This is a genomic window from Streptomyces sp. 1114.5 (assembly GCF_003635085.1).
GTDB lineage: Bacteria > Actinomycetota > Actinomycetes > Streptomycetales > Streptomycetaceae > Kitasatospora.
Map to the genome: position 1 here is coordinate 1,103,965 of NZ_RBXE01000001.1, position 20,531 is coordinate 1,124,495.

The window sequence follows — 20,531 nt, forward strand, 5'->3', positions numbered from 1 at the left end:
GTCGATCAGGGCGCCGTCTCCGTCGCCACCCAGTCCAGGTAGCCGGGACTGCCGGCCACCACCGGCACGGCGATCACCTCGGGCGTCTCGTACGAGTGCCGCTCGGCGACGAACTCGCCCAGCCGATCGGCGAGTTCGGCCCGGGTCTTGAGGTCGATCCGCCACTCCTCGGCGTCCTGCACCTCGCCCTCCCACCAGTACACCGACCGTACCGGGTACACCTGGGCGCAGGCCGCCAGCCGCTCCCGCACCACGGCGGACGCCAGGGCCCGGGCCCGCTCCTCGCTCTCGTGGGTGGTGGTCACCACGACGAAGCGCTGCTCGCTCGCTGTCATGCGCCGACGGTACCGCCGGGGCGGGCAGCTCGGTCGGTCAGGGCTTGCGGGCGGTGTGGACGGTCATGGCGGAGAGGTAGAAGGCGTCGGGGCGGTGGAGGATGCCGGTGGGGGCGTCCTCGGCGAGGAGGGCTTCGAGGGTGACGCGGTCCTCGTCCGTGAGGACGTCGGCGAGCCGGTCGTGCAGGCGGCTGAGCTGGGTGTGCAGGTACGCGCGGGTGGGGCGGTCGAGCGGGGCGGGGTGGTCGACCAGGAAGGTGCGGGTGCCGCTCGGGACCAGTCCGGCCCGGGTCAGCATGGCCGGCCAGTCCTCGATCTCGTCGACGCTGCCGGGCAGGTCGGCCCGCATGGTGCTGAAGCCGTCCTCGTGGGCCGCGTCCAGCCGGGCCTGGAAGCCGGGACGGCCGAGGCCGAAGTCGCGGGGGAGGTAGCGCGGTGGCAGGCCGCGCTCGGCGACGGCGAGCAGCCCGCCGGGGCGCAGCAGCCCGGCGAGGGAGGTGAGCGCGGCCTGCTGGTCGCCCAGGTGGTGGATCGCGTTGCCGGACCAGATCAGGTCGGCCTCGCCGAGCTTGTCGAACTCGGCTGGCAGGTCGGCCTGTTGGGTGCCGAGGCGGCCGTTCGAGCGGGTCCTGGCGCGCTCCAGCAGGGCCGCCGACTGGTCGACGGCCACCACCTCGGCCGTCGGGAAGGCGTCCGCCAGCAGTCCGGCGATCACCCCCGGCCCGCTGCCGACGTCGAGGACCCGGCGGACCGTGCTGTACCCGCGTCCGTCCCCGGCCCAGGCCCCGGCCCCGTACAGGCCGGTCAGCCACTGCGCGGCCTCGGCGACGACGTCGGACCTCAGGTCGGCCTCGTGCTCCAGGTGCGCGGCGAGCGCGTCCCAGTCGAAGTCGGCGGAGGGGGCGTGGCCGTGACCGTGGTGGTGGCCGTTCTGGTGCCGGCTCTCGTGCTGATCTGCCGTCATGTCTCTGCACTCCGTTCGCGTTTGACGAAAAGCTTCCCGGCTCAGGCGGGCACGGCGGCGCCGGACGCGCGGTACCGGGCCACCGCCCGCCCGACCTCCTCCTCCGTGAGGTCGCGGTCGAGCGCGAAGGCGGCAGCCGTCGTCCTCGTCCCGCTCATCGCGCTCACCTCCACGGCCAGGCTGCGACCGGCCACCCACCCCCGGCAAGCTTTGTTGCCGCCTCAGCAAACCGCGCCGGTCACACCGCCGTCCGCCGCCAGTACGAGCGATGTCGAAGCCGGCGAGATCTACCACATCCCGCGTAACGGCGCCGAGATCGCCGAGGTTCGGCCGATCAGCAACCGCCGACGATGCGTCCCCGTGGACGAACTGCAGCCCAAGTGGCAGAGCGCTCCCGCAGTCGACGCGGCGCAGATGCGGGCCGAGGCCGACGCGTTCTACGGCGACGAGGACCGAGTAGGCGGCGACGACCCGTGGCCGCCCTCCCGTTCGACCGTGAGGCCGCCCGGCGGTTCGGAACACTCGTCGCACTCACCATTCAAGCCAAGCGCGACCCTCGACCTCGACGCATGGACTTGATGATCGCTGCCACGCCGCCGCCCACGGCCTGCCGCTCTACACCCGGAACGCGGCCGACTTCACCGGCCTGGAGCGCGGGATCGAGGTCATCCCGGTGTAACGCGCCCGCCCGCCCGCGGTGGTCGGGCGGGCGGGCGAGCTGGGGGCGGACCGGGGCCAGGGGCGGGGCTATCCCCTCGGGGCGGCGAAGCAGTGCACGGTGACGGTGCGGCCCGAGGCCCACTGCTGGTCGCCGCTGCCGAGGTGGGTCCAGCCGAGGTGGCGGTAGAGGGCGACGGCCGCGGTGTCGGTGGCGAGGACGTCCAGGACGGGGTGCAGGCCGAGCGCCCGCGCGTGGAGGACGGCGCGGGCGAGCAGCCGGGCGCCGATGTGTTGGCCGCGCGCCCCGGGGGCGACGTAGAGGCGGCCGATCACGGCGGAGAGCGCCGGCGGGCCTCCGGTGCGGTGGCTCCACAGGGCGGGGGCGAGGTCGCCCGGGGCGCTGCGGGCGAGGCCGACGTGGCCGGCGAGCCGGCCCTGCGATTCGGCGATCCAGGCGGCGAGCAGGCCGTCCGGGGTGAGCCAGGCGGCGGGGCGGTCGGGCCAGTCGGCGGGGTAGCCGTCGGCGGTGTGGACGTCGCCCAGCACCCGGACGCAGTCGGCGAGGTCGTCGCCGCGGCGAGGTCGGACCACCACCCCTGCCCCGGTCTGCCGTGAGCCGGACGCGACGTCATCGGCGCGTTCTTCAAGGTCTGCCATGCCGGTACGTTACCGGCCGGCCCTCACCGTCGCAGCAGGTCGACGACCCCGGCCAGGTCCTCCTCGCCGCTGCCGACCTCCAGCCTGCGCTCCATCAGCCGGAAGTACGGCTCCAGCAGTTCGGCGCTCACCCCCTGCTCCTCGGCGGTGCCCAGCAGGGTGCGCTTGCCGGCCACCTGCATCGCCAGGTTGGACACCACGCCCTTGGTGTAGTCGCCGCTCTCCAACTGCTCCGCGGTGACGGGGATGGTCTGACTCATCGCGGTGACGTAGTCGCTGAGCATCGGCGCGAGGTCGCCCGGGGCGACGGCCTCCCCGCGGACCAGCGCGAAGGCGTGCGCGACCCCGGCGAGCATGCCGTACATCGCGCTGAGCAGCGCCACGTCGTGCAGGGCCGCGTACCCGGCGTCCTCGCCGACGTACCGGGTGTCGGCCGGCGCGGCGAGCGCCGCCCGGTGCTCCTCGAACAGCTCGGTCGAACCGCTGTAGAAGACGTACGGCCCGGCCGCCGGGACGCCGATCATCGGCGGGACGGCCATGATCCCGCCGTCCAGGTAGCGGGCGCCGCACCGCTCGGCCCAGGCGGCGCGGGCGCGGGCCTGCCCGGGGGTGCTGGTGACCAGGTTGACCAGGTCCTTGCCGGTCAGGTCGACGCCGGCCAGCGCCTCCTCCACGGAGGCGTCGTCCAGCAGGCAGACGACGACCAGGCGGTTCGCCGCGACGGCCTCGGCCACGGTGGGGGCGACGACGGCGCCGCGGACGGCGAGCGCGTCGGCCCGGGCGGCGGTGCGGTTCCAGACGGTCAGCGGGTGGCCGGCGGTGAGCCAGGCCTCGGCGAGCGCGGTGCCCATCGCGCCGAGGCCGAGCAGGGTGAGCGGAGTGAGCGGGGTGAGCGGGGTCTTGGAGGCGCTCTCAACGAGCTTGTTCGTCATGGGAGTCAGCCTCCGCGCCGCACCCGGAAACGATCAAGTACGCACTTCGGAGTGGGTGGTTACCCTGGGGTCAGTATCCAGGTCGGAAGGGGTGGGCATGGCAACCGTGCCGAGGCCGGGGACGTACGTCTGCGGGATCGACGCCGCGATGGCCGTGATCGGCGGCAAGTGGAAGGTGCTGATCCTCTGGGCGCTGGACCACCACGGGAGCTGCCGCTTCGGCGAACTGCGCCGCCTGGTGCCGGGGATCACCGAGAAGGTGCTGGCCGCGCACCTGCGCGAACTGGAGGCGGACGGCATCGTGCGCCGGGAGGCGTACGACGAGGTGCCGCCCCGGGTCGAGTACGAGCTGACCGAGGTGGGGCGGCGCCTCAACACGGCGCTGCTGCCGCTGGGCGCGTGGGGCCGGGAGCACGTCCTGGACGATGCGCCCCACCGGGTGTGACGCGCCTGGAGTGACGTACCCGGAGTGACACGCCCGGAGTGACGCATCTGGCGTGAGACGCCGTCACCCCGACCCGCCGCTACGCGATCGCGGCCGACACCACCGCCGCCACCGCGAGGTTGCAGCTGGCCGACACCCACACCGCCGGGTGCGGCTCCGGCTCGACCAGGATCGCCCCGAGCCGCCCGGGCGTCAGCAGGTCCACCAGCCAGAACGCGACGGCCATCAGCACCAGCCCGAGCACGCCGTAACAGGCCGTCGAGACCAGGCCCTTGGCGAAGTCGGCGTAGGTGTACAGGATCGCGGTGAAGACGATGCCGCCGATGCCGAGCAACGCGGAGCTGAGCAGGACCGCGGCGTTGCGGTTGCGCTCGACCCAGATCTGGTGGCCGAGCCGGCCGGGCGTGAGCAGGTCCACCAGGCCGACGCCGAGGAGCAGCAGCACCACCCCGAGGACACCGTAGGCCGCCGCCGCGCCGAGCCCGTGCAGGATGTCGTTCATCGTGGTTCCAGCCCCCGGTCCGCTCTCGCCTACGCCCCGACCGACCTGGTCAAGGGTTGGCAAAAGATACCCCACGCAGATGAGGCTCGGACCGGGGATCCGGGAACCGGGGACGGCTCAGTCCTCCTCGTGCACCAGGTGGTCCACGCAGGCCGCGACGGCCAGCAGCAGGCCGGTGTCCGCGCCGTCGGCGATCTCCACCCCGTAGGTGTCGCGGATCCGGAACCACTTGCGGCTGATCCGGGCCAGCTCGTCGCCGTGCTGGTTCTCGATCCGGTAGTCCTTGTCGATCAGGTCGCCGTGGATCTTCAGCTCGCCCCCGGAGGCCAGCTCCACCAGGTACTTGTCGCGGAACGGGGTGAACAGCTTCTCCCGTACGGTCGCGATCACCTCGCCGTCGGCGTCCTCGATCTTCATCGCGTCGCGGACGGTCAGCATCTTCTCCTTCACCACCGCGACCACCCGGCCGTGCGCGTCCTTCAGCTCGAAGGTGTGCCGCAGCCGCAGCACCTTGCCGTCGACCAGGTACGCCTTGTGGCCCCGGTCATCCTCGATCCAGTAGTCGTCGCCGACCGCGAACAGCTTCTCCCTGACCAGGTACCGCACCGTGGGCCTCCTCCGTGTGGACGTCCCCGTGTGGACGTCGGCCCATTCGACCCCGAGCGCCACCCCGCCGAAAAGCACCGCCACGAAGCACCCGCGGGAAACCCCGTCGCACCGCGCGGCCCCGATCGCCTTCAATGGCGCCATGCGCCCCGACCTCACCGCCGTCCCGCTGCGCAGCGAGCGCCTCGACCTGCTGCCGATCGCCCCCGAGCACGCCGAGGAGCTGGCGGCAGCGCTCGCCGACCCGGCCCTGCACGCCTTCACCGGCGGCCGCCCCGCCACCGTCGAGGAGATGCGCGCCCGCTGCGCCCGGCTCGCCGCCGGCTCCCCCGACCCGGCCGAGGCCTGGGGCAACTGGGTCCTGCGGCTGCGCGCCGACGGCGCCCTCACCGGCTACGTCCAGGCCACGATCCGCCCCGCCCTGGCCGAACTCGCCTGGGTGGTCGGCACCCCCTGGCAGGGCCGCGGCCTGGCCACCGAGGCCGCCCGCACCCTCCTCGCCCACCTCACCGCCGCCGGCACCCCCACCGCCGTCGCCCACATCCACCCCGACCACCACGCCTCCGCCGCCATCGCCCGCGCCCTCGGCCTCCACCCCACCGCCGACCAGAACGACGGCGAAACCCGCTGGCAGGCTGACCTCAGCCGGTGAACCCGGGACGCCCGGAATGCGGACAGCGGGCGTGCGGTTTCATTGGGGCATGGCATCTCGTGCACGCGTACGCGCCCCCCAACTGGTCGGGGCTGGCGGTTGGCTGAACACCGGCGGCAAGGAGCTCACGCTCGCCGACTTCCGGGGCAAGATCACCATCCTGGACTTCTGGACCTTCTGCTGCATCAACTGTCTGCACGTCCTGGACGAGCTGCGGGAGCTGGAGGAGAAGCACCGCGACACCGTGGTGATCGTCGGGGTGCATTCGCCGAAGTTCGTGCACGAGGCCGACCACCAGGCCGTGGTGGACGCCGTCGACCGGTACGAGGTGCACCACCCGGTGCTGGACGACCCGGAGCTGGCCACCTGGAAGCAGTACGCCGTCCGGGCCTGGCCGACGCTGGTGGTGATCGACCCGGAGGGTTACGTCGTCGCCCAGCACGCCGGTGAGGGCCACGCCCATGCGATCGCCCGGCTGGTCGAGGAGCTGGAGGCCGAGCACGCCGCGAAGGGCACGCTGCGCCGCGGCGACGGCCCGTACGTGGCGCCCGAGCCGACCGCGGGGGACCTGAAGTTCCCCGGCAAGGCGGTCCGGCTGCCGAACGGCCACTTCCTGGTCGCGGACTCCGGTCACCACTCGCTGGTCGAGCTGGCCGAGGACGGCGAGACGGTGGTGCGCCGGATCGGTGACGGGCAGCGCGGCCTGGTGGACGGCACCAGCCCCCGGTTCAGTGAGCCGCAGGGCCTGGCGCTGCTGCCGGAGGGCTCGGCGTACGACGTGGTCGTCGCCGACACCGTCAACCACGCCCTGCGCGGCCTGCGGCTGGCCGACGGCAGCGTCACCACGCTGGCCGGCACGGGCCGCCAGTGGTGGCAGGGCTCGGCCACCGAGGGCCCGGCCCGCGAGGTGGACCTGTCCTCGCCGTGGGACGTCGCCTGGTTCGACGGCCGGGTGTGGATCGCGATGGCGGGCGTGCACCAGCTGTGGGCGTACGACCCGGCCACCGGCACGGTCGGCGTCGCGGCGGGCACCACCAACGAGGGCCTGGTGGACGGGCCCGCCGCCGAGGCCTGGTTCGCCCAGCCCTCCGGCCTCGCGGTCTCGGCGGACGGCGGGAAGCTCTGGGTCGCCGACTCCGAGACCTCCGCGCTGCGCCTGGTTTCACGTGAAACAGGGAGGGTCGAAACCGCCGTCGGCACCGGCCTGTTCGACTTCGGCCACCGCGACGGCGCCGCCGACCAGGCCCTGCTCCAGCACCCGCTGGGCGTCACCGTGCTGCCGGACGGCTCGGTGGCCGTCAGCGACACCTACAACCACGCGCTGCGCCGCTACGACCCGGCGACCGGCGAGGTCAGCACGCTGGCCACCGACCTGCGCGAGCCCTCCGGGGCGGTGCTGGTGGACGGCGACATCGTGGTGGTCGAGTCGGCCCGGCACCGGCTGACCAGGCTGCGGCTGCCGGAGGAGGCGGTGCGGGTCGACGCGGTGGCGCACCGCACCCAGCGCGCGGCCACCGAGGTCGCGCCGGGCGCCTTCCGGCTGGACGTGGTCTTCTCGGCGCCGAGCGGCCAGAAGCTGGACGAGCGCTACGGGCCGTCCACGCGGCTGCTGGTCAGCTCGACCCCGCCCGAGCTGTTGGTCTCCGGCGCGGGCGCGGACAGCGACCTCTCGCGCGAGCTGGTGCTCTCCGACGAGGTCACCGAGGGCGTGCTGCACGTCTCGGCGATGGCCGCCTCCTGCGACGACGCCCCGGAGATCGAGTTCCCGGCCTGCCACGTCCACCAGCAGGACTGGGGCGTGCCGGTGAAGCTGGTCGCCGACGGCGCCCGCCGCCTCCCGCTGGTGCTGGCCGGGATGGAGTAGCGAGCAGCCCGGGGAGTCCCCTCCCACAGACGCCGGGGCCCGGCGGACGACCGAATCGTCCGCCGGGCCCCGGCGCATGCGAGGGAGGGGGCTCAGCCCTCCAGGAAGGCCTTGATCGCGCTCGCCAGCAGGTACGGGTCCTCCGCGCCGCACAGCTCGCGCGCCGAGTGCATGGACAGCGCCGCGATGCCGCAGTCCACCGTCTTGATGCCCAGCCGCGCCGCCGTGATCGGGCCGATCGTCGTACCGCAGGGCATCGCGTTGTTGGAGACGAAGGACTGCCACGGCACCCCCGCCTTCTCGCAGGCGGCCGCGAACACCGCCCGGCCGACACCGTCGGTCGCGTAGCGGTTGTTGACGTTGACCTTGAGGATCGGCCCGCCGTTCGGCATCGGGTGGTGCCCCGGCTCGTGCCGCTCGCTGTAGTTCGGGTGGACGGCGTGGCCCATGTCCGAGGAGAGGCAGACGGTGCCGGCGAGCGCCCGGGCGCGGTCCTCCGGGGTGCCGCCGCGCGAGTGGATCGAACGGTCCAGGACGTTGCCGAGCAGCGGGCTCTGCGCGCCGGTGTCGGACTCGCTGCCGGTCTCCTCGTGGTCGAAGGCGGCCAGCACCGGGATGTACGGCAGCTCGGCGGCACCGTCGGCGGTGGCGACGGCGGCGAGCGCGGCGGTGGCCGCGTGCACCGAGAGCAGGTTGTCCAGGCGCGGGCCGGCCAGCAGCTCGCGGTCCCGGCCCAGGTAGGAGGCGGGCTGGACGTCGTGCGTCATGAGGTCCCAGCCGACCACGTCGGCGGCGGCCACCCCGGCCCGCTCGGCGACGTAGGAGATCAGCGCGCCCTCGTCGACCGGGCCGAGGCCCCAGATCGGGGTGAGGTGGCGCTGCTTGTCGAGCTTCATGCCCTCGTTGACCTGGCGGTCCAGGTGGATGGCGAGCTGCGGCACGCGCAGCAGCGGCTCGTCCAGCTGGACCAGGCGGACGGTGCCGTCCTTGAGCGCGAGTCTGCCGGAGATGCCGAGGTCGCGGTCCAGCCAGGTGTTCAGCGGGACGCCGCCGTAGATCTCCACCGCGACCTGCCGCCAGCCCGCCGAGCCGGTGTCCGGCAGCGGCTTGACGCGCAGGTTGGGCGAGTCGGTGTGGGTGCCGACGATCCGGAACGGGGTCTCCGGGCCCGCACCCTCCGGCAGGTACCAGGCGATCAGCGCACCGCCGCGGATCAGGTAGCGCCCGCCGGCGGAGCCGTCCCAGGCGTCCGTCTCGGCGACCTGCCGGAAGCCCGCCTTCTCCAGCCGCTCCGCGGCGCTCGCGACCGCGTGGTACGGGGACGGCGAGGTGCCGAGGAACGCGATCAGATCGTCGCTGTGCGTCCGGTCGAAGAATGCCTGGCGGGCGGCGGTCGACATACTGCTCCTGAGTCGAGGGAGGGCCGAAGCCGGAGGGGGAGTCGGCTTCGCACGTTGAGCATATGCCCGTACACGGACAGGGCATTCGGTACCGGCAAGGGCACGAAGCCGGGAACGCGCCGGGCACGGAGGCGGAAAAGCAGCGGGCACGGAGGCGGAAACACCGAAGGGCCCGGTGGCAGCCGGGCCCTTCGGTGTGAGGGTTTTCGTCAGGCGGTCAGAGAGGTGTCACCCGCCGCGTCCCAGGAAGGGTGGTGGCGGGTGACGGGTGGGAGGCGTGCCTTAGAAGGCCTCCTCCGCCAGCTCCATGATCTCGTTGTCGATGCCCTCGGCGATCACCCGCTGGGGGGCGACGGTCGGGAGGACGTTCTTGGCGAAGAAGCGGGCCGCCGCGACCTTGCCCTGGTAGAACGGGACGTCCTTCTCGGAGGCGCCGGCCTCCAGCTTGGCCAGGGCCACCGCGGCCTGGCGCAGCAGCAGCCAGCCGACGACGACGTCGCCGGAGACCATCAGCAGGCGGGTGGTGTTGAGGCCCACCTTGTACATGTTCTTGACGTCCTGCTCGACCGAGGAGAGGTCGGCCAGCAGCTTGCCGATGATGGCCTCCAGGTCGCCGGCGGCCTTGGCGAGCAGGTCGCGCTCGGCGGCCAGGGCGTCGCCGCCGGCGGCGGAGCCGATGAACTTCTGGATCTGCTCGGACAGCGCGGTGAGCGCCTGGCCGCCGTCCTTGACGATCTTGCGGAAGAAGAAGTCCTGGCCCTGGATGGCGGTGGTGCCCTCGTACAGGGTGTCGATCTTGGCGTCCCGGATGTACTGCTCGATCGGGTACTCCTGCAGGTAGCCGGAGCCACCGAAGGTCTGCAGGGACTGGGCGAGCTGCTCGTAGGACTTCTCCGAGCCGTAGCCCTTGACGATCGGCAGGAGCAGGTCGTTCAGGCGCTCGGCGGCCTCGTCGCGCTCGCCGCGCAGCTTGGCGGCCAGCATGTCGTCCTGGGTGGACGCGGTGAACAGGACCAGCGCGCGCATGCCCTCGGCGTAGGCCTTCTGGGTCAGCAGCGAGCGGCGCACGTCCGGGTGGTGGGTGATGGTGACGCGCGGGGCGGTCTTGTCCAGGAACTGCGAGATGTCGGCGCCCTGCACGCGCTCCTTGGCGTACTCCAGGGCGTTCAGGTAGCCGGTGGAGAGGGTGGCGATGGCCTTCGTGCCGACCATCATGCGGGCGAACTCGATGATCTTGAACATCTGGCGGATGCCGTCGACCTTCTCGCCCAGCAGCCAGCCCTTGGCCGGGTGCTTGGCACCGAAGGTCATCTCGCAGGTGTTCGAGGCCTTGAGGCCCATCTTGTGCTCGACGTTGGTGGCGTAGACGCCGTTGCGCTCGCCCAGCTCGCCGGTCTCCCAGTCGAAGTCGAACTTGGGGACGATGAACAGGCCCAGGCCCTTGGTGCCCGGCTTACCGCCCTCGGGGCGGGCCAGCACCATGTGGATGATGTTCTCGGACATGTCGTGCTCGCCCGAGGTGATGAAGCGCTTCACACCCTCGATGTGCCAGGAGCCGTCCTCCTGCTGGATCGCCTTGGTGCGGCCGGCGCCCACGTCGGAGCCCGCGTCGGGCTCGGTGAGGACCATGGTGGAGCCCCACAGGCGGTCGGTCATCCGCTTGGCGACCTCCAGCTGCTCCTCGGTGCCCTCCTCGGCGATGACGCCGGCGAAGGCCGGGCCGGAGGAGTACATCCAGATGGCCGGGTTGGAGCCCAGGATCTGCTCGGCGAAGGCCCAGATCAGCGAGTTCGGGGTGACCTGGCCACCGATCGACTCCGGGATGCCCAGGCGCCACCACTCGGCGTCCATGAAGGTCTGGTAGCTCTTCTTGAAGGACGCCGGGATCGGGGCGGTGTTGGTCTCCGGGTCGAAGACCGGCGGGTTGCGGTCGGCATCGACGAAGGACGCTGCGAGGTCGTTCTCGGCGAGGCGCGAGATCTCGCTGAGGATGTTCTTCGCGGTCTCGACGTCCATGTCCGCGAACGGTCCGGTGCCGTAGACCTGCTCGCGGCCGAACACCTCGAAGAGGTTGAACTCCACGTCACGCAGGTTGGACTTGTAGTGACCCATGGCCGTTATCTCCGGTTCGTCGCTTCCGGGAGACCGCCGCGTTCCGGCGTCCCGTACCCACCAGTAGGCGTAATGATGCTACCCAGCGGTAACTTGGGCAAGCCCCCGACGGTTAATCCGCTATGAACGTGGTCACGTCCCACAAGCCGGGACGGCCACTCCTTGTCAGGATCTGCGCCAGCGCGGGCGGGTGCGCTCCCGCTAGCCTGTCCGTGTGTACGGATATGACCAGAACGCATACCCGGGCGACCCCTACCAGCAGCAGGCGGGACCGCAGCCGGGCATGAACGGCATGCCCGGACCCGACGCCTACGGCGCGCAGCCGCAGGGCGACCAGCAGTCGCTCTACCCGGAGCCGTCCCCGCCCTCGCTGGCGGACGCCGTCCGCGCCTTCACCACCGGCTCGATGGCGGTCGAGGACTTCCAGGCGATCTTCATCACCTCGAAGGTGCACTGCCCGCGCGGCGACCGCCCCGGCTTCCTCGCGCTGCACAACACCCCGACGCCGGTGATCCCGATGTTCAGCTCCCTGAAGGAGCTGCGCCGCTACGCCGGCAAGGACTCCAAGCACTTCACCGTCACCGGCGCCGAGGTCCTGGACCTGCTGCCGACCGGCTACGGCTTCGCGCTGGACATGGAGGGCGAGCACCGGATGGTGTTCGACGCCAAGGCCGTCGAGCAGATGGTCGACTTCACCATGCGCCGGATGTATGGCTGACGACCGTTGCGCGGCCGTCGGCCATTGCTTCGCAGATGACTGACGAGCGGCCCACCGACGGCTGACCCATCCTGGACGAGGAGCCCCGCGCTCCTCCGTCCACACATAGTTCAATTTTCAACTTGCTTGTTGTTGAGGATTGAACTAACCTGAGGGACGTAGGCCGCAGAACCCCCCTCGAAGGAGGCCGACATGCCCGCCGTGACCGTCGACAACCCGCTGACCCTCCCCCGCGTCACCACCCCGGACGCCGCCGTCACGAACGCCCGGCCGGTCCTCACCGTGGTCACCGCCCCCGAGGGCTACGAGGGCGAGGGCTTCCCCGTCCGCCGCGCCTTCGCCAAGATCAACACCAAGCACCTCGACCCGTTCATCATGATGGACCAGATGGGCGAGGTGGACTACGCGGCCGGCGAGCCCAAGGGCACCCCCTGGCACCCGCACCGCGGCTTCGAGACCGTCACCTACATCATCGACGGCACCTTCGTGCACCAGGACTCGCACGGCGGCGGCGGCGTCATCACCGACGGCGACACCCAGTGGATGACGGCCGGCTCCGGCCTGCTGCACATCGAGACCCCGCCGGAGTCGCTGGTGATGTCCGGCGGCCTCTTCCACGGCCTCCAGCTCTGGGTGAACCTGCCCGCCTCGGACAAGATGATCGCCCCGAAGTACCAGGACATCCGCGGCGGCAGCGTCAAGCTCCTCAGCACCGAGGACGGCGGCGCCCTGCTCCGGGTGATCGCCGGCGAACTCGACGGCCACCAGGGCCCCGGGGCCACCCACACCCCGATCACCATGATCCACGCTTCGGTCAGCCCCGGGGCCCAGGTCACCCTGCCCTGGCGCTCCGACTTCAACGCCCTCGCCTACGGTCTCGCGGGCAAGGGCTCGGCCGGCCCCGAGCGCCGCCCGTTCGGCATGGGCCAGGCGGTCCTGTTCGGCGACGGCGACTCGATCACCATCCGCGCCGACGAGAACCAGGACTCCCGCAGCGCCAACTTCGAGGTCGTCCTGCTCGGCGGACAGCCGATCCGCGAGCCGGTCGCCTGGTACGGACCGTTCGTGATGAACAGCCACCGCGAACTCCAGCAGGCCATGGAGGACTTCCAGGCCGGCCGCCTCGGCACCGTCCCGACCGACGCCCACTGAGAACCGTCCCCCACCCGGCGGGGCGGCCGCAGGTTCCCACCTGCGGCCGCCCCGCCGTTTCCCGTCCCCGCGGCAGGCTTCAGACCAGCGCGTAGAGGGCCGAGGCGTCGTCGTGCGTCTTGCCCCGCGGCCAGCGCTCGCAGGTGGCGTCCGACCGCTCTACGGCCCGCACCTGGGCGATCAGTTCGGCCGGGCCCGACTCCGCCAGCAGTCGCAGCACGTCGCCCCAACTGCCAAGCCCGAAGCGCTCGGTGTAGCGCGAGGCGCCGTCGGTCAGGGCGGCCAGCGCGTGCAGCCGGTCCAGCCGGACGAAGCCGGTCTCGGCGTGCTCGGCGGCGCGCGGGCTGGCGGCGGCGATCCACGGCCCGGCGCCCCGGTTGCGGGCGGCGCGGACGGCCAGCGCGTACTCCAGGTGCAGCGCCGCCCGCTCGGCCGAACCGGGCACGGTCGCCCACACCTGGCGGCGCAGCTCCTCCCCGCCGGGGAAGCGCTGGTTGTCCCCGATGACCTTCGGCGGGCCGTCCTTGAACTCCAGCACCAGCAGCGAGTCGCCGAGCACCAGGTACTCCAGCGACTCGCCGTGCCGCCGGGCCGCGACCACCATCGCGGCGGGCGTGTTGGCGTGGGCCAGGTCGCAGCGGCCGCCGTGCAGCGCGGCCGTCTCCACGATGGCGTCGGCCAGGCACTCGGCGATCGAGCGATCCGACCGGTCGGTGAGCCGGGCGAGCAGGTGCACGCCCAACCGCCGTACGTACCAAGCCGTTCCGTGCCGGCACCCGGACTCCAGGCCGGCCGGCGAACTCGCGCCGTCCAGCAGGACCAGCGCCTCCGGCGAGGCCACCGCGAAGTCCTCGCTCTCGCGGTCGGGCCGCCGTGCTTCCCCTGCGAGCTGTAGCTGCATCCCGACAGTGTGGCCGCCGTCCCAGGCCCGCGCCCAGCCCCGTGCGCCGGTGTGGCGCGGGCCCGCTCCGCGGCGCCCGGTGGCAGCCGGGCCGATTCGGCCATACCGTCGGAAGGTGACCGGACAATTCGGCCAATCGGGGCGGGTCAGGTTTGGCAGCACCTTCGGGTGGCCCAGCGGCCCGCGACTGACGAGGAGCAGAAGATGTTCTGGCAGTTCATCGTGGTACTGGCCGCCTCACTCGGCTTTCCGACCGCCGCCCTGCTCTTCCTGATCGGCGGCCCGCGCTTCCCCGACGAGCAGCGCGACCGGACCTGACCTACGTCCAGGCCGGGTCGCGGCCGAGCAGCGCCAGGACGCGCGCGAACCGGCCCGCGCCGTCGTCCGACCGCACGCCCGGGCGGAAGGCCCTGCCGGGAGCCCGGGCCTCCGGCGTGTCCGGGACGGCCTCGGCCACCGCCACCAGCGTGGCGATCAGTGCCTCGTCGCGCTCCACGGCCGCGCCGATGCCCGCCGGGTCGCCGAGCGCGGCGGCGACGTCCCAGCCGTGCACCAGGGTGTCGAGCAGGTGGAAGCCGACCGCGCGGTCGAGCGGGAAGGGGCCGCCGTCGCGGATCTCCGGCAGCCACAGCGCCCGACCCGCCCCGGCCGCTTCCCGGAACGCGTCGGTGAGTTCGGCGCCGGCCCGGCCGAGGGCGCCGGCCGGGTCCGTGCCGAGCGGGGCAGGCGCGAACAGCGCGAGGTCCGGTCCGGCTCCGCGGGCGGCCGCCGCGAAGCCGTGACGTTGCCCGAGTTCGTGCTCCAGCAGCTGCCGCAGCGTCCAGTCCGCGCACGGGGTCGCCAGGTCCAGCTGCTCCGGCCGGACGGTGTCCACCACCTCGCCCGCCAACTTCAGTGAGCGTGCGTGCAGTTCGATGAGGTCCATCCGACCGACAGTACTCACCCGGCCGCGCCTTCCGGGCCCGCGCCGAGAAATTCGATCATCCGCTCTCGGCCGACGAGCGCCCCCCTAACGTCCGGTCAATACCCGCTCCAGCACAGCAGCCTGGGCCAGCAGGCGCTCGTCGCCGCCCGCCGCACCGACCACCTGGAGCCCCAACGGCAGCCCCTCCCGGGTACGCCCGGCCGGCAGGCTCAACGCCGGCCGCCCGAGGAAGCTCCACGGCAGCGACATCGCCCCGTCCCCGGTGCTGTGCAGGCCCTCTGGCGCCCCACCGGTCGCCGAGGGCGCCAGCCAGAGGTCCACCCCGGCCGCCGCGCCCGCCGCCGCGACGCGGTCGCGCAGCCGCTCCCGGAACCGCAGCGCCGCCGCCCGGTCCTCGGCCGCGACGGCCTGACCGACCCTGATGCCCGCCACCGTCTCCGGCCGGTAGAGGCCGCCGAAGCGGGCGAACCAGTCGGCGTGGCTGCGGGCCAGCTCGAAACGGTTGACGAACTGCAACTGCCGTACGAGCTCGGCGAAGTCGGGGAACAGCCCGACCCGGCGCACCGCCAGCCCGGCCGCCGCCAGCCGCTCCAGCTGCTCCTCGAAGGCGCGCAGCGCGGCCGGCTCCGCCCGCTCCAGGTACGGCCCGTCCGGCACGCCCAGCACCGGCTCCGGGCCCTCCGCCACCGGGCGCCAGTCGTCGCACAGCACCGAGGCCGCCAGGGCCGCGCCGGCCAGGTCGGCGGTGAACACCCCCAGGGTGTCGAGGCTCGGCGCGTTCGGGATCACCCCGTCCACCGGGATCCGCCCGTACGTCGGCCGGAAGCCCACCACCCCGCAGTACGCGGCCGGGCGGATCACCGAGCCGACGGTCTGGGTGCCGACGGCCAGCGGCACCAGCCCCGCGGCGACCGCCGCCGCGGAACCGCTGCTGGAGCCGCCCGGGGTGTGCCCCGGGTGGTGCGGATTGCGGGTCGGGCCGGGGGCGGTCGCCGCGAACTCGGCGGTCACCGTCTTGCCCGCGACCAGCGCCCCCGCCGCTCGCAGCCGGTCCACCACCGCGGCCTGCGGCCCGGCCAGCACGCCGGGCGGCAGCGCCGAACCGCCGTGCGTGGGCAGCCCGTCCACGCGCACGATGTCCTTGACCCCCACCGCCACCCCGTACAGCGGCGGCCGCCCGGCCGGCGCCGGGTACCGTGCGGCCAACTCCCGTGCCTGCGCCCGCAGTCGGCCGTGCCGCCCGGGCTCCGGAACGAACGCGTGGATCAGCGGGTCCACCCGCTCGACCAGCGCGCAGAGGCGGTCGACGTACTCGGGCAGCCCGGGCGTCCCGGCCCGCAGCCCGGCGGCCTCACGGGTCAACGACGTCGGTCGGACGAGAGGTTCCTCCATGCCGATCACGGTAGACCGGATCACGGTGGACCGGACTCACTGGTGCTCGGCCGCCAGGTACGGCGCCTCGCGCAGGAAGTACGCCCCGCAGGTGTGGCAGCACAGCTCCGGGGTCTTGCCCCAGTCCACCGCGGACCGCAGCTGCGCCTGCGGGTCGAGCTCCCGCCCGCACATCGCGGCGCTCTCCTCGCCCCGGACCACGTGCCACAGCCGCACCCCCTCGGCCGCACCGCCGGCGCCGTACTCGGCTCGCATCTGGTGCATCATCCCCCCATCGTCCGACCCCCTCGTCCCCCCGGCAACCGGACCCCGGCCCGCCCCCGCTCAAGACGCACCGACCCTCACGACGCCTGCAGCAGCGCCCCGTCCTGCCACTTGAGGATCTTGTCGAAGCTGACGATCGCCCCCCGCAGGGGGTGGTTGCGGAGCTGGACGTGGTCGGTGAGGGCGTGGATCAGGAAGAGGCCGCGGCCGGATTCGGCGGTGAGGTCGGGGAGGGTGTCGAGGTCGACCGGGCGCAGGGTGGGGGCGGTGGGGCGACAGGGGAGGACGTGGGTGTCGTACGGGTGGCCGTCGCGGCGGGGCCGGTGGGCGGTGAGGACGCGGGCCGGGACGGTGGCGCGGCCGCGGCGGGAGCGGCCGGGCCCGTGGCCGCTCGCGGCGGGGCGGGTGGGGGCCGCGGCGGCCGGGCGCCGGACCGGTGCGGCGGCGGGCAGGCCCGGGCCGGAGTCGGTGACCTCGATCCGCAGCCGGTCGCCGCTGATCGAGGCGGTGACCTGGAAGCCGTCGTCGGGCCGCCCGGTGGCGCCGTGCTCGACGGCGTTGGCGCAGGCCTCACTGAGGGCGACGCCGAGGTCGTCGGCGATCTGCGGGTCGACGCCCGCCGTCGCCATGGCACCGAGCAGGATGCGCCGGGCCAGCGGAACGCTGGCCGGGTCGCGCTTGAGGTGCAGAGTCCACCAGATGTCCACGGGAGGTCCCTCCTGGCTGCGGCTCCACATACAACTAGGTATCTCCGGGCGATTCGGTGGTGAACCGTGCGCGGGGGCCGGTACCGCCCGTTCGGCGGATGGACTGGGGGACGGGGTCTGTGCCGGGCAGCGCGCACCCGGACCCGCACGCCGCTGCCGAAAGGGGCATTCGTAGGGATTTCCCACCCTGCCCGTGTCCGCGGCGTACGCAATGAGAGGATGGCCCGGCCATGACTGCCCTCGCTGCCGCCCCGCTCCCGGGCGCCCCCGGACCGGCCCAGCCGGTGGGGGCCGCCGCCTGGGACCTGCGGCTTGCCCGGGCGGTCCCGTTCGCGCTGGTCTGCACGCTGATCGCGGCGGCCGGGCACGCCCTGGCCGGAGGCGGCGACGTGCCGCCGACCGCGCTGGCGGTGGGTTTCGTCGCGGTGCTGGGCCTCGCGGCGGCCTGCGGTGGACGGGAGCGTTCGCTGGCGGGCATCGCCGGGGCGCTGGGCGCGGGGCAGCTCGTGCTGCACTGCCTCTTCCACGGCTTCAACGGCCACGGCCTCGGCGGCTCCATGACCGGCATGGCCGGCATGGCCGGCATGCACGGCGGCTCCGGTCCGCTGACCCTGCCGCAGGTGGCCGGCCGGCTGATCTGCAACGAGGCCCACCCGGGGACGCTGGTCGGCCTGCCCGGCAGTCCGTCCGCGGAGCAGCTGGTCTCCTCCGCGGGTCTGGATCCGCACGCGTACGCCGCCGCGCCCTGGTGGCAGGGCGGCGTGTTGGGCATGACGCCGTCGATGCTGGCCGGGCACCTGGCCGCCGCGCTGGTGGCGGGCTGGTGGCTGCGGCGCGGCGAGGCGGCGTTGTGGCGGCTGCTGCGGGTGGCCGCGTCGGCGGCCCGGGAGCACTGGGCGGCGCCGCTGCGGTCGGCGTTCGCGCTGGTGGCCGCGCTGCTGCGCGGTCTGTTCGGCGTGGCCGGTCCGGCCCGCCGGTTCGGGGCGGGGGGCGGGGAGAGCCCGTTCCCGGCGGGTGCCGTGCTGCGGCACAGCGTGGTGCGGCGCGGGCCGCCGTGCGGGGCCTTCGCGCACTGATCCGCGTTCCCGGCGGCCTGCGGGCCGTACCCGGGCGCGGGTGTGCGCACCGTCCGGGCCGTTCCCCGACCACACCGGGGGCGTTCCCGAGGCTCTGCCCCCACATCCCCACGCGCGGCACCACCGGGGCACCGCCGAGGCGCGGCACCGTCCGTCGCCCGGTCCCTGCCTGCCGCCGAGCTCCGATCGGAGACCCGCATCATGCGTTCCCTTCCCACCCGCCGTCTCGCCGCCGTCGCCCTGACCGCCGCCGCCTCCGTGGTGGCGCTGGCCGGCCCCGCCTTCGCGCACGTCACCGTGAACCCGGGTGCGGCCCCGCAGGGCGGCTACACGGCCGTCGACTTCCGGGTGCCGAACGAGAGCGACACCGCGAGCACCGTGAAGCTGGAGGTCAACCTCCCGCTGGACCACCCGCTGGCCTCCGTCCGCACCCTGCCGATGCCGGGCTGGACCGCCGCGATCGAGAAGTCGAAGCTGGACAAGCCGATCAAGGTGCACGGCAGCGACGTCAACGAGGCCGTCTCCAAGATCACCTGGACCGCCGACGCGGGCACCAAGATCGCCCCCGGCCAGTTCCAAGAGTTCCGGGTCTCGCTCGGCCCGCTGCCGACCGACTCGGACAGCCTGGTCTTCAAGGCCCTGCAGACCTACGACAACGGTGACGTCGTCCGCTGGATCGACGAGTCCAAGAACGGCCAGCCCGAGCCGGCCAAGCCCGCGCCCGTCCTGAAGCTCACCAAGGCCGAGGGCGGCGACGGCCACGGCGACGGCGACGGCGACAGCCACGGCGTCACCGCCTCCCCCGCCGCGGGCGCCCACGGGGACAGCTCGGACCACGCCGCCGGCTCCGACGCCGACGGCAAGACCAGTGACTCCACCGCCCGCACCCTCGGCGTGATCGGCATCGTGGTCGGCGTGCTCGGCACCGCCGTCGGCGTGCTCGGCCTGCGCCGCAAGAACGGCGGCTCCGCCTCCTGACCCCCGCGCCGGCGGGGCCGCACCGAAGCCGACGGTGCGGCCCCGCCGGCGGTCCCACCGCGCACGATCGGAACTCCCCATGCCCCGCACCACCCGCACCACCCGGCTGGCCGGCGCCGCCGCCCTCGCGCTGGCCGCCGCCCTGACGCTGTCCGCCTGCGGCTCCTCCGGCGGCGGCTCCACCGCCGCGAAGGTCACCCAGCAGAAGGAGGACACCCCGTACCAGGGCACCAAGCTGGCCAAGAACTTCGAGAAGCCGGACCTCCAGCTGACCGACACCTCCGGCCAGCCCTTCGACCTGCGGCAGCAGACCAACGGCAAGGCCACCCTGCTGTTCTTCGGCTACACCAGCTGCCCGGACGTCTGCCCGACCACCATGGGCGACATCGGCGTCGCGATGAAGGCGCTCCCGGCGGAGGAGCGGCAGAAGATCAACGTCGTCTTCGTCTCCACCGACCCGCAGCGCGACACCCCGAAGGTGCTGCGCACCTGGCTGGACTCGATGGGCAGTGACTTCATAGGCCTCACCGGCGACCTGGCCAAGGTGAAGACCGCGGCCAAGTCGCTCGGCATCATGATCGAGGACCCGGTGGTCAACGCGGACGGGACGGTCACCTCCACCCACGGCGCGCAGGTGCTGGCCTTCCTCCCCTCGGACGACAAGGCGCACGTGCTCTACATGAGCGGCACCGAGGAGAAGACCTACGAGCACGACCTGCCGCTGCTCGCCAAGGGTGTCGCGGCATGAGCGAGCGGAGCGAGGTCAGCGACGGGAGCGTCGCGGTGCCGACCGGGACGCGCCGGTTCCGCCGCAGCGCGCTGCTGGGCGCCGTGGTCGCGACCGCCCTGGGCGGCGGCGCGATACTGGCCGCCTGCGGGACGGGCGGCCAGGGCGCAGCCGCCGCCGGCCCGGCCAGGCTCAGCGTCGCCGACTCCTACATCCCGCTGCCCCCGGCGGGCGGGATGGCGGCCGGCTACCTGACCGTCCGCAACGACGGCGGGCAGGACCAGCTGGTCAAGGTGACCAGCCCGGGCGCCGAGTCGGTCACCATGCACCGCTCGACCGCGTCCAGCATGGAGCAGGTCGCCAGCCTGGACGTGCCCGCACACGGGTCGCTGCAGTTCGCCCGCGGCGGCGCCCACCTGATGATCATGGGCTGGGAGAAGACCCCGGCGGTCGGCGACGAGCTGGAGCTCGACCTCACCTTCGCCAAGTCCGGCACCATCTCGGTCAAGGTGCCGGTCAAGGAGCTCACCTACCGCCCCGGCCAGAGTTAAGGGGACCGCCA

General features: G+C 73.3%; 23 protein-coding genes. 10 read left to right on the plus strand and 13 right to left on the minus strand.

The genetic code is table 11. The features are described from left to right. Positions 1-5: 5 nt before the first annotated feature. Complete coding sequence (cutA, locus tag BX285_RS04700; RefSeq protein ID WP_097236791.1) at positions 6-335, minus strand: divalent-cation tolerance protein CutA; 330 nt, start codon at positions 333-335, stop codon at positions 6-8. A gap of 37 nt (positions 336-372) precedes the next feature. Further along, entirely contained in the window at positions 373-1,299 is a 927-nt protein-coding gene (locus tag BX285_RS04705; protein WP_097236792.1) for a trans-aconitate 2-methyltransferase, read from the minus strand. Positions 1,300-1,659: 360 nt separating this feature from the next. Here BX285_RS04705 and BX285_RS38120 point away from each other — a divergent pair, with 360 nt between their 5' ends. Then, the gene (locus BX285_RS38120) at positions 1,660-1,878 is read left to right on the plus strand and encodes a hypothetical protein (protein ID WP_257032484.1); all 219 of its coding nucleotides are present in this window, start codon (positions 1,660-1,662) and stop codon (positions 1,876-1,878) included. A 168-nt stretch (positions 1,879-2,046) separates the two neighbouring features. Here BX285_RS38120 and BX285_RS04720 read toward each other — a convergent pair whose 3' ends face one another. Further along, on the minus strand, positions 2,047-2,616 hold the full coding sequence (locus tag BX285_RS04720; protein ID WP_097236793.1) for a GNAT family N-acetyltransferase: 570 nt from the start codon (positions 2,614-2,616) through the stop codon (positions 2,047-2,049). 23 nt (positions 2,617-2,639) lie between these two features. Beyond that, positions 2,640-3,548: an NAD(P)-dependent oxidoreductase gene (locus tag BX285_RS04725; protein WP_097236794.1), complete on the minus strand. Its 909-nt coding sequence runs from the start codon at positions 3,546-3,548 to the stop codon at positions 2,640-2,642. 97 nt (positions 3,549-3,645) lie between these two features. On the opposite strand from BX285_RS04725, the gene BX285_RS04730 reads away from it, so the two are divergent. Then, positions 3,646-3,993: a helix-turn-helix domain-containing protein gene (locus BX285_RS04730; protein WP_097236795.1), complete on the plus strand. Its 348-nt coding sequence runs from the start codon at positions 3,646-3,648 to the stop codon at positions 3,991-3,993. 79 nt (positions 3,994-4,072) lie between these two features. Here the strand turns inward: BX285_RS04730 and BX285_RS04735 are convergent, their stop codons facing one another. Both BX285_RS04735 and BX285_RS04740 read right to left on the minus strand, forming a co-directional pair. Then, positions 4,073-4,495: a DUF350 domain-containing protein gene (locus BX285_RS04735; protein WP_097236796.1), complete on the minus strand. Its 423-nt coding sequence runs from the start codon at positions 4,493-4,495 to the stop codon at positions 4,073-4,075. A gap of 117 nt (positions 4,496-4,612) precedes the next feature. Further along, positions 4,613-5,101, minus strand: coding sequence for an LURP-one-related/scramblase family protein (locus BX285_RS04740; RefSeq protein WP_097236797.1), 489 nt, complete (start codon positions 5,099-5,101; stop codon positions 4,613-4,615). A gap of 142 nt (positions 5,102-5,243) precedes the next feature. Here BX285_RS04740 and BX285_RS04745 point away from each other — a divergent pair, with 142 nt between their 5' ends. Further along, entirely contained in the window at positions 5,244-5,753 is a 510-nt protein-coding gene (locus BX285_RS04745; protein WP_097240091.1) for a GNAT family N-acetyltransferase, read from the plus strand. 49 nt (positions 5,754-5,802) lie between these two features. Further along, positions 5,803-7,617 (plus strand): NHL domain-containing thioredoxin family protein, encoded by a 1,815-nt coding sequence (locus BX285_RS04750; RefSeq protein ID WP_097236798.1) that lies wholly within the window; start codon positions 5,803-5,805, stop codon positions 7,615-7,617. Between the two features lie 92 nt (positions 7,618-7,709). Here BX285_RS04750 and BX285_RS04755 read toward each other — a convergent pair whose 3' ends face one another. After that, positions 7,710-9,017, minus strand: a complete 1,308-nt coding sequence (locus BX285_RS04755) for a M18 family aminopeptidase (protein ID WP_097236799.1) — start codon at positions 9,015-9,017, stop codon at positions 7,710-7,712. A 282-nt stretch (positions 9,018-9,299) separates the two neighbouring features. After that, the gene (locus BX285_RS04760) at positions 9,300-11,129 is read right to left on the minus strand and encodes an acyl-CoA dehydrogenase (protein ID WP_097236800.1); all 1,830 of its coding nucleotides are present in this window, start codon (positions 11,127-11,129) and stop codon (positions 9,300-9,302) included. Positions 11,130-11,343: 214 nt separating this feature from the next. Between BX285_RS04760 and BX285_RS04765 the strand changes: the two genes are divergently transcribed. Then, the gene (locus BX285_RS04765) at positions 11,344-11,847 is read left to right on the plus strand and encodes an SseB family protein (protein WP_373560492.1); all 504 of its coding nucleotides are present in this window, start codon (positions 11,344-11,346) and stop codon (positions 11,845-11,847) included. Positions 11,848-12,039: 192 nt separating this feature from the next. After that, complete coding sequence (locus BX285_RS04770) at positions 12,040-12,999, plus strand: pirin family protein (protein ID WP_097236802.1); 960 nt, start codon at positions 12,040-12,042, stop codon at positions 12,997-12,999. Positions 13,000-13,078: 79 nt separating this feature from the next. On the opposite strand, the gene BX285_RS04775 is transcribed toward BX285_RS04770, so the two are convergent. The 5 genes from BX285_RS04775 to BX285_RS04795 all read right to left on the minus strand — a co-directional run bounded on the left by BX285_RS04775 (position 13,079) and on the right by BX285_RS04795 (position 17,188). Beyond that, entirely contained in the window at positions 13,079-13,900 is an 822-nt protein-coding gene (locus tag BX285_RS04775) for a protein phosphatase 2C domain-containing protein (RefSeq protein ID WP_121174534.1), read from the minus strand. A gap of 319 nt (positions 13,901-14,219) precedes the next feature. Continuing rightward, the gene (locus tag BX285_RS04780) at positions 14,220-14,825 is read right to left on the minus strand and encodes a TIGR03086 family metal-binding protein (RefSeq protein ID WP_121174535.1); all 606 of its coding nucleotides are present in this window, start codon (positions 14,823-14,825) and stop codon (positions 14,220-14,222) included. A gap of 84 nt (positions 14,826-14,909) precedes the next feature. After that, a complete protein-coding gene (locus BX285_RS04785) occupies positions 14,910-16,217 on the minus strand; it encodes an amidase (RefSeq protein ID WP_121177248.1) in 1,308 nt (435 codons plus the stop codon). A gap of 36 nt (positions 16,218-16,253) precedes the next feature. Beyond that, positions 16,254-16,484, minus strand: a complete 231-nt coding sequence (locus BX285_RS04790; RefSeq protein ID WP_097236805.1) for a hypothetical protein — start codon at positions 16,482-16,484, stop codon at positions 16,254-16,256. Positions 16,485-16,558: 74 nt separating this feature from the next. Beyond that, complete coding sequence (locus BX285_RS04795; RefSeq protein ID WP_121174536.1) at positions 16,559-17,188, minus strand: ATP-binding protein; 630 nt, start codon at positions 17,186-17,188, stop codon at positions 16,559-16,561. Between the two features lie 230 nt (positions 17,189-17,418). On the opposite strand from BX285_RS04795, the gene BX285_RS04800 reads away from it, so the two are divergent. The 4 genes from BX285_RS04800 to BX285_RS04815 all read left to right on the plus strand — a co-directional run bounded on the left by BX285_RS04800 (position 17,419) and on the right by BX285_RS04815 (position 20,520). Next, entirely contained in the window at positions 17,419-18,264 is an 846-nt protein-coding gene (locus BX285_RS04800; RefSeq protein WP_121174537.1) for a hypothetical protein, read from the plus strand. A 201-nt stretch (positions 18,265-18,465) separates the two neighbouring features. Next, positions 18,466-19,242, plus strand: coding sequence for a YcnI family protein (locus BX285_RS04805; RefSeq protein ID WP_121174538.1), 777 nt, complete (start codon positions 18,466-18,468; stop codon positions 19,240-19,242). 79 nt (positions 19,243-19,321) lie between these two features. After that, positions 19,322-19,990, plus strand: a complete 669-nt coding sequence (locus BX285_RS04810; protein ID WP_097236812.1) for an SCO family protein — start codon at positions 19,322-19,324, stop codon at positions 19,988-19,990. After that, entirely contained in the window at positions 19,987-20,520 is a 534-nt protein-coding gene (locus BX285_RS04815) for a copper chaperone PCu(A)C (protein WP_097236813.1), read from the plus strand. The genes BX285_RS04810 and BX285_RS04815 overlap by 4 nt, the downstream gene beginning before the upstream one ends. Positions 20,521-20,531 lie beyond the last annotated feature (11 nt).

Excerpts from the sequence above, each read along its gene's own strand:
- cutA (WP_097236791.1), bottom strand. The coding sequence starts at position 335 with ATGACAGCGAGCGAGCAGCGCTTCGTCGTGGTGACCACCACCCACGAG.
- BX285_RS04705 (WP_097236792.1), bottom strand. The coding sequence starts at position 1,299 with ATGACGGCAGATCAGCACGAGAGCCGGCACCAGAACGGCCACCACCAC.
- BX285_RS04720 (WP_097236793.1), bottom strand. The coding sequence starts at position 2,616 with ATGGCAGACCTTGAAGAACGCGCCGATGACGTCGCGTCCGGCTCACGG.
- BX285_RS04725 (WP_097236794.1), bottom strand. The coding sequence starts at position 3,548 with ATGACGAACAAGCTCGTTGAGAGCGCCTCCAAGACCCCGCTCACCCCG.
- BX285_RS04730 (WP_097236795.1), top strand. The coding sequence starts at position 3,646 with ATGGCAACCGTGCCGAGGCCGGGGACGTACGTCTGCGGGATCGACGCC.
- BX285_RS04735 (WP_097236796.1), bottom strand. The coding sequence starts at position 4,495 with ATGAACGACATCCTGCACGGGCTCGGCGCGGCGGCGGCCTACGGTGTC.
- BX285_RS04745 (WP_097240091.1), top strand. The coding sequence starts at position 5,244 with ATGCGCCCCGACCTCACCGCCGTCCCGCTGCGCAGCGAGCGCCTCGAC.
- BX285_RS04750 (WP_097236798.1), top strand. The coding sequence starts at position 5,803 with ATGGCATCTCGTGCACGCGTACGCGCCCCCCAACTGGTCGGGGCTGGC.
- BX285_RS04755 (WP_097236799.1), bottom strand. The coding sequence starts at position 9,017 with ATGTCGACCGCCGCCCGCCAGGCATTCTTCGACCGGACGCACAGCGAC.
- BX285_RS04760 (WP_097236800.1), bottom strand. The coding sequence starts at position 11,129 with ATGGGTCACTACAAGTCCAACCTGCGTGACGTGGAGTTCAACCTCTTC.
- BX285_RS04770 (WP_097236802.1), top strand. The coding sequence starts at position 12,040 with ATGCCCGCCGTGACCGTCGACAACCCGCTGACCCTCCCCCGCGTCACC.
- BX285_RS04775 (WP_121174534.1), bottom strand. The coding sequence starts at position 13,900 with ATGCAGCTACAGCTCGCAGGGGAAGCACGGCGGCCCGACCGCGAGAGC.
- BX285_RS04780 (WP_121174535.1), bottom strand. The coding sequence starts at position 14,825 with ATGGACCTCATCGAACTGCACGCACGCTCACTGAAGTTGGCGGGCGAG.
- BX285_RS04785 (WP_121177248.1), bottom strand. The coding sequence starts at position 16,217 with ATGGAGGAACCTCTCGTCCGACCGACGTCGTTGACCCGTGAGGCCGCC.
- BX285_RS04790 (WP_097236805.1), bottom strand. The coding sequence starts at position 16,484 with ATGATGCACCAGATGCGAGCCGAGTACGGCGCCGGCGGTGCGGCCGAG.
- BX285_RS04800 (WP_121174537.1), top strand. The coding sequence starts at position 17,419 with ATGACTGCCCTCGCTGCCGCCCCGCTCCCGGGCGCCCCCGGACCGGCC.
- BX285_RS04805 (WP_121174538.1), top strand. The coding sequence starts at position 18,466 with ATGCGTTCCCTTCCCACCCGCCGTCTCGCCGCCGTCGCCCTGACCGCC.
- BX285_RS04810 (WP_097236812.1), top strand. The coding sequence starts at position 19,322 with ATGCCCCGCACCACCCGCACCACCCGGCTGGCCGGCGCCGCCGCCCTC.
- BX285_RS04815 (WP_097236813.1), top strand. The coding sequence starts at position 19,987 with ATGAGCGAGCGGAGCGAGGTCAGCGACGGGAGCGTCGCGGTGCCGACC.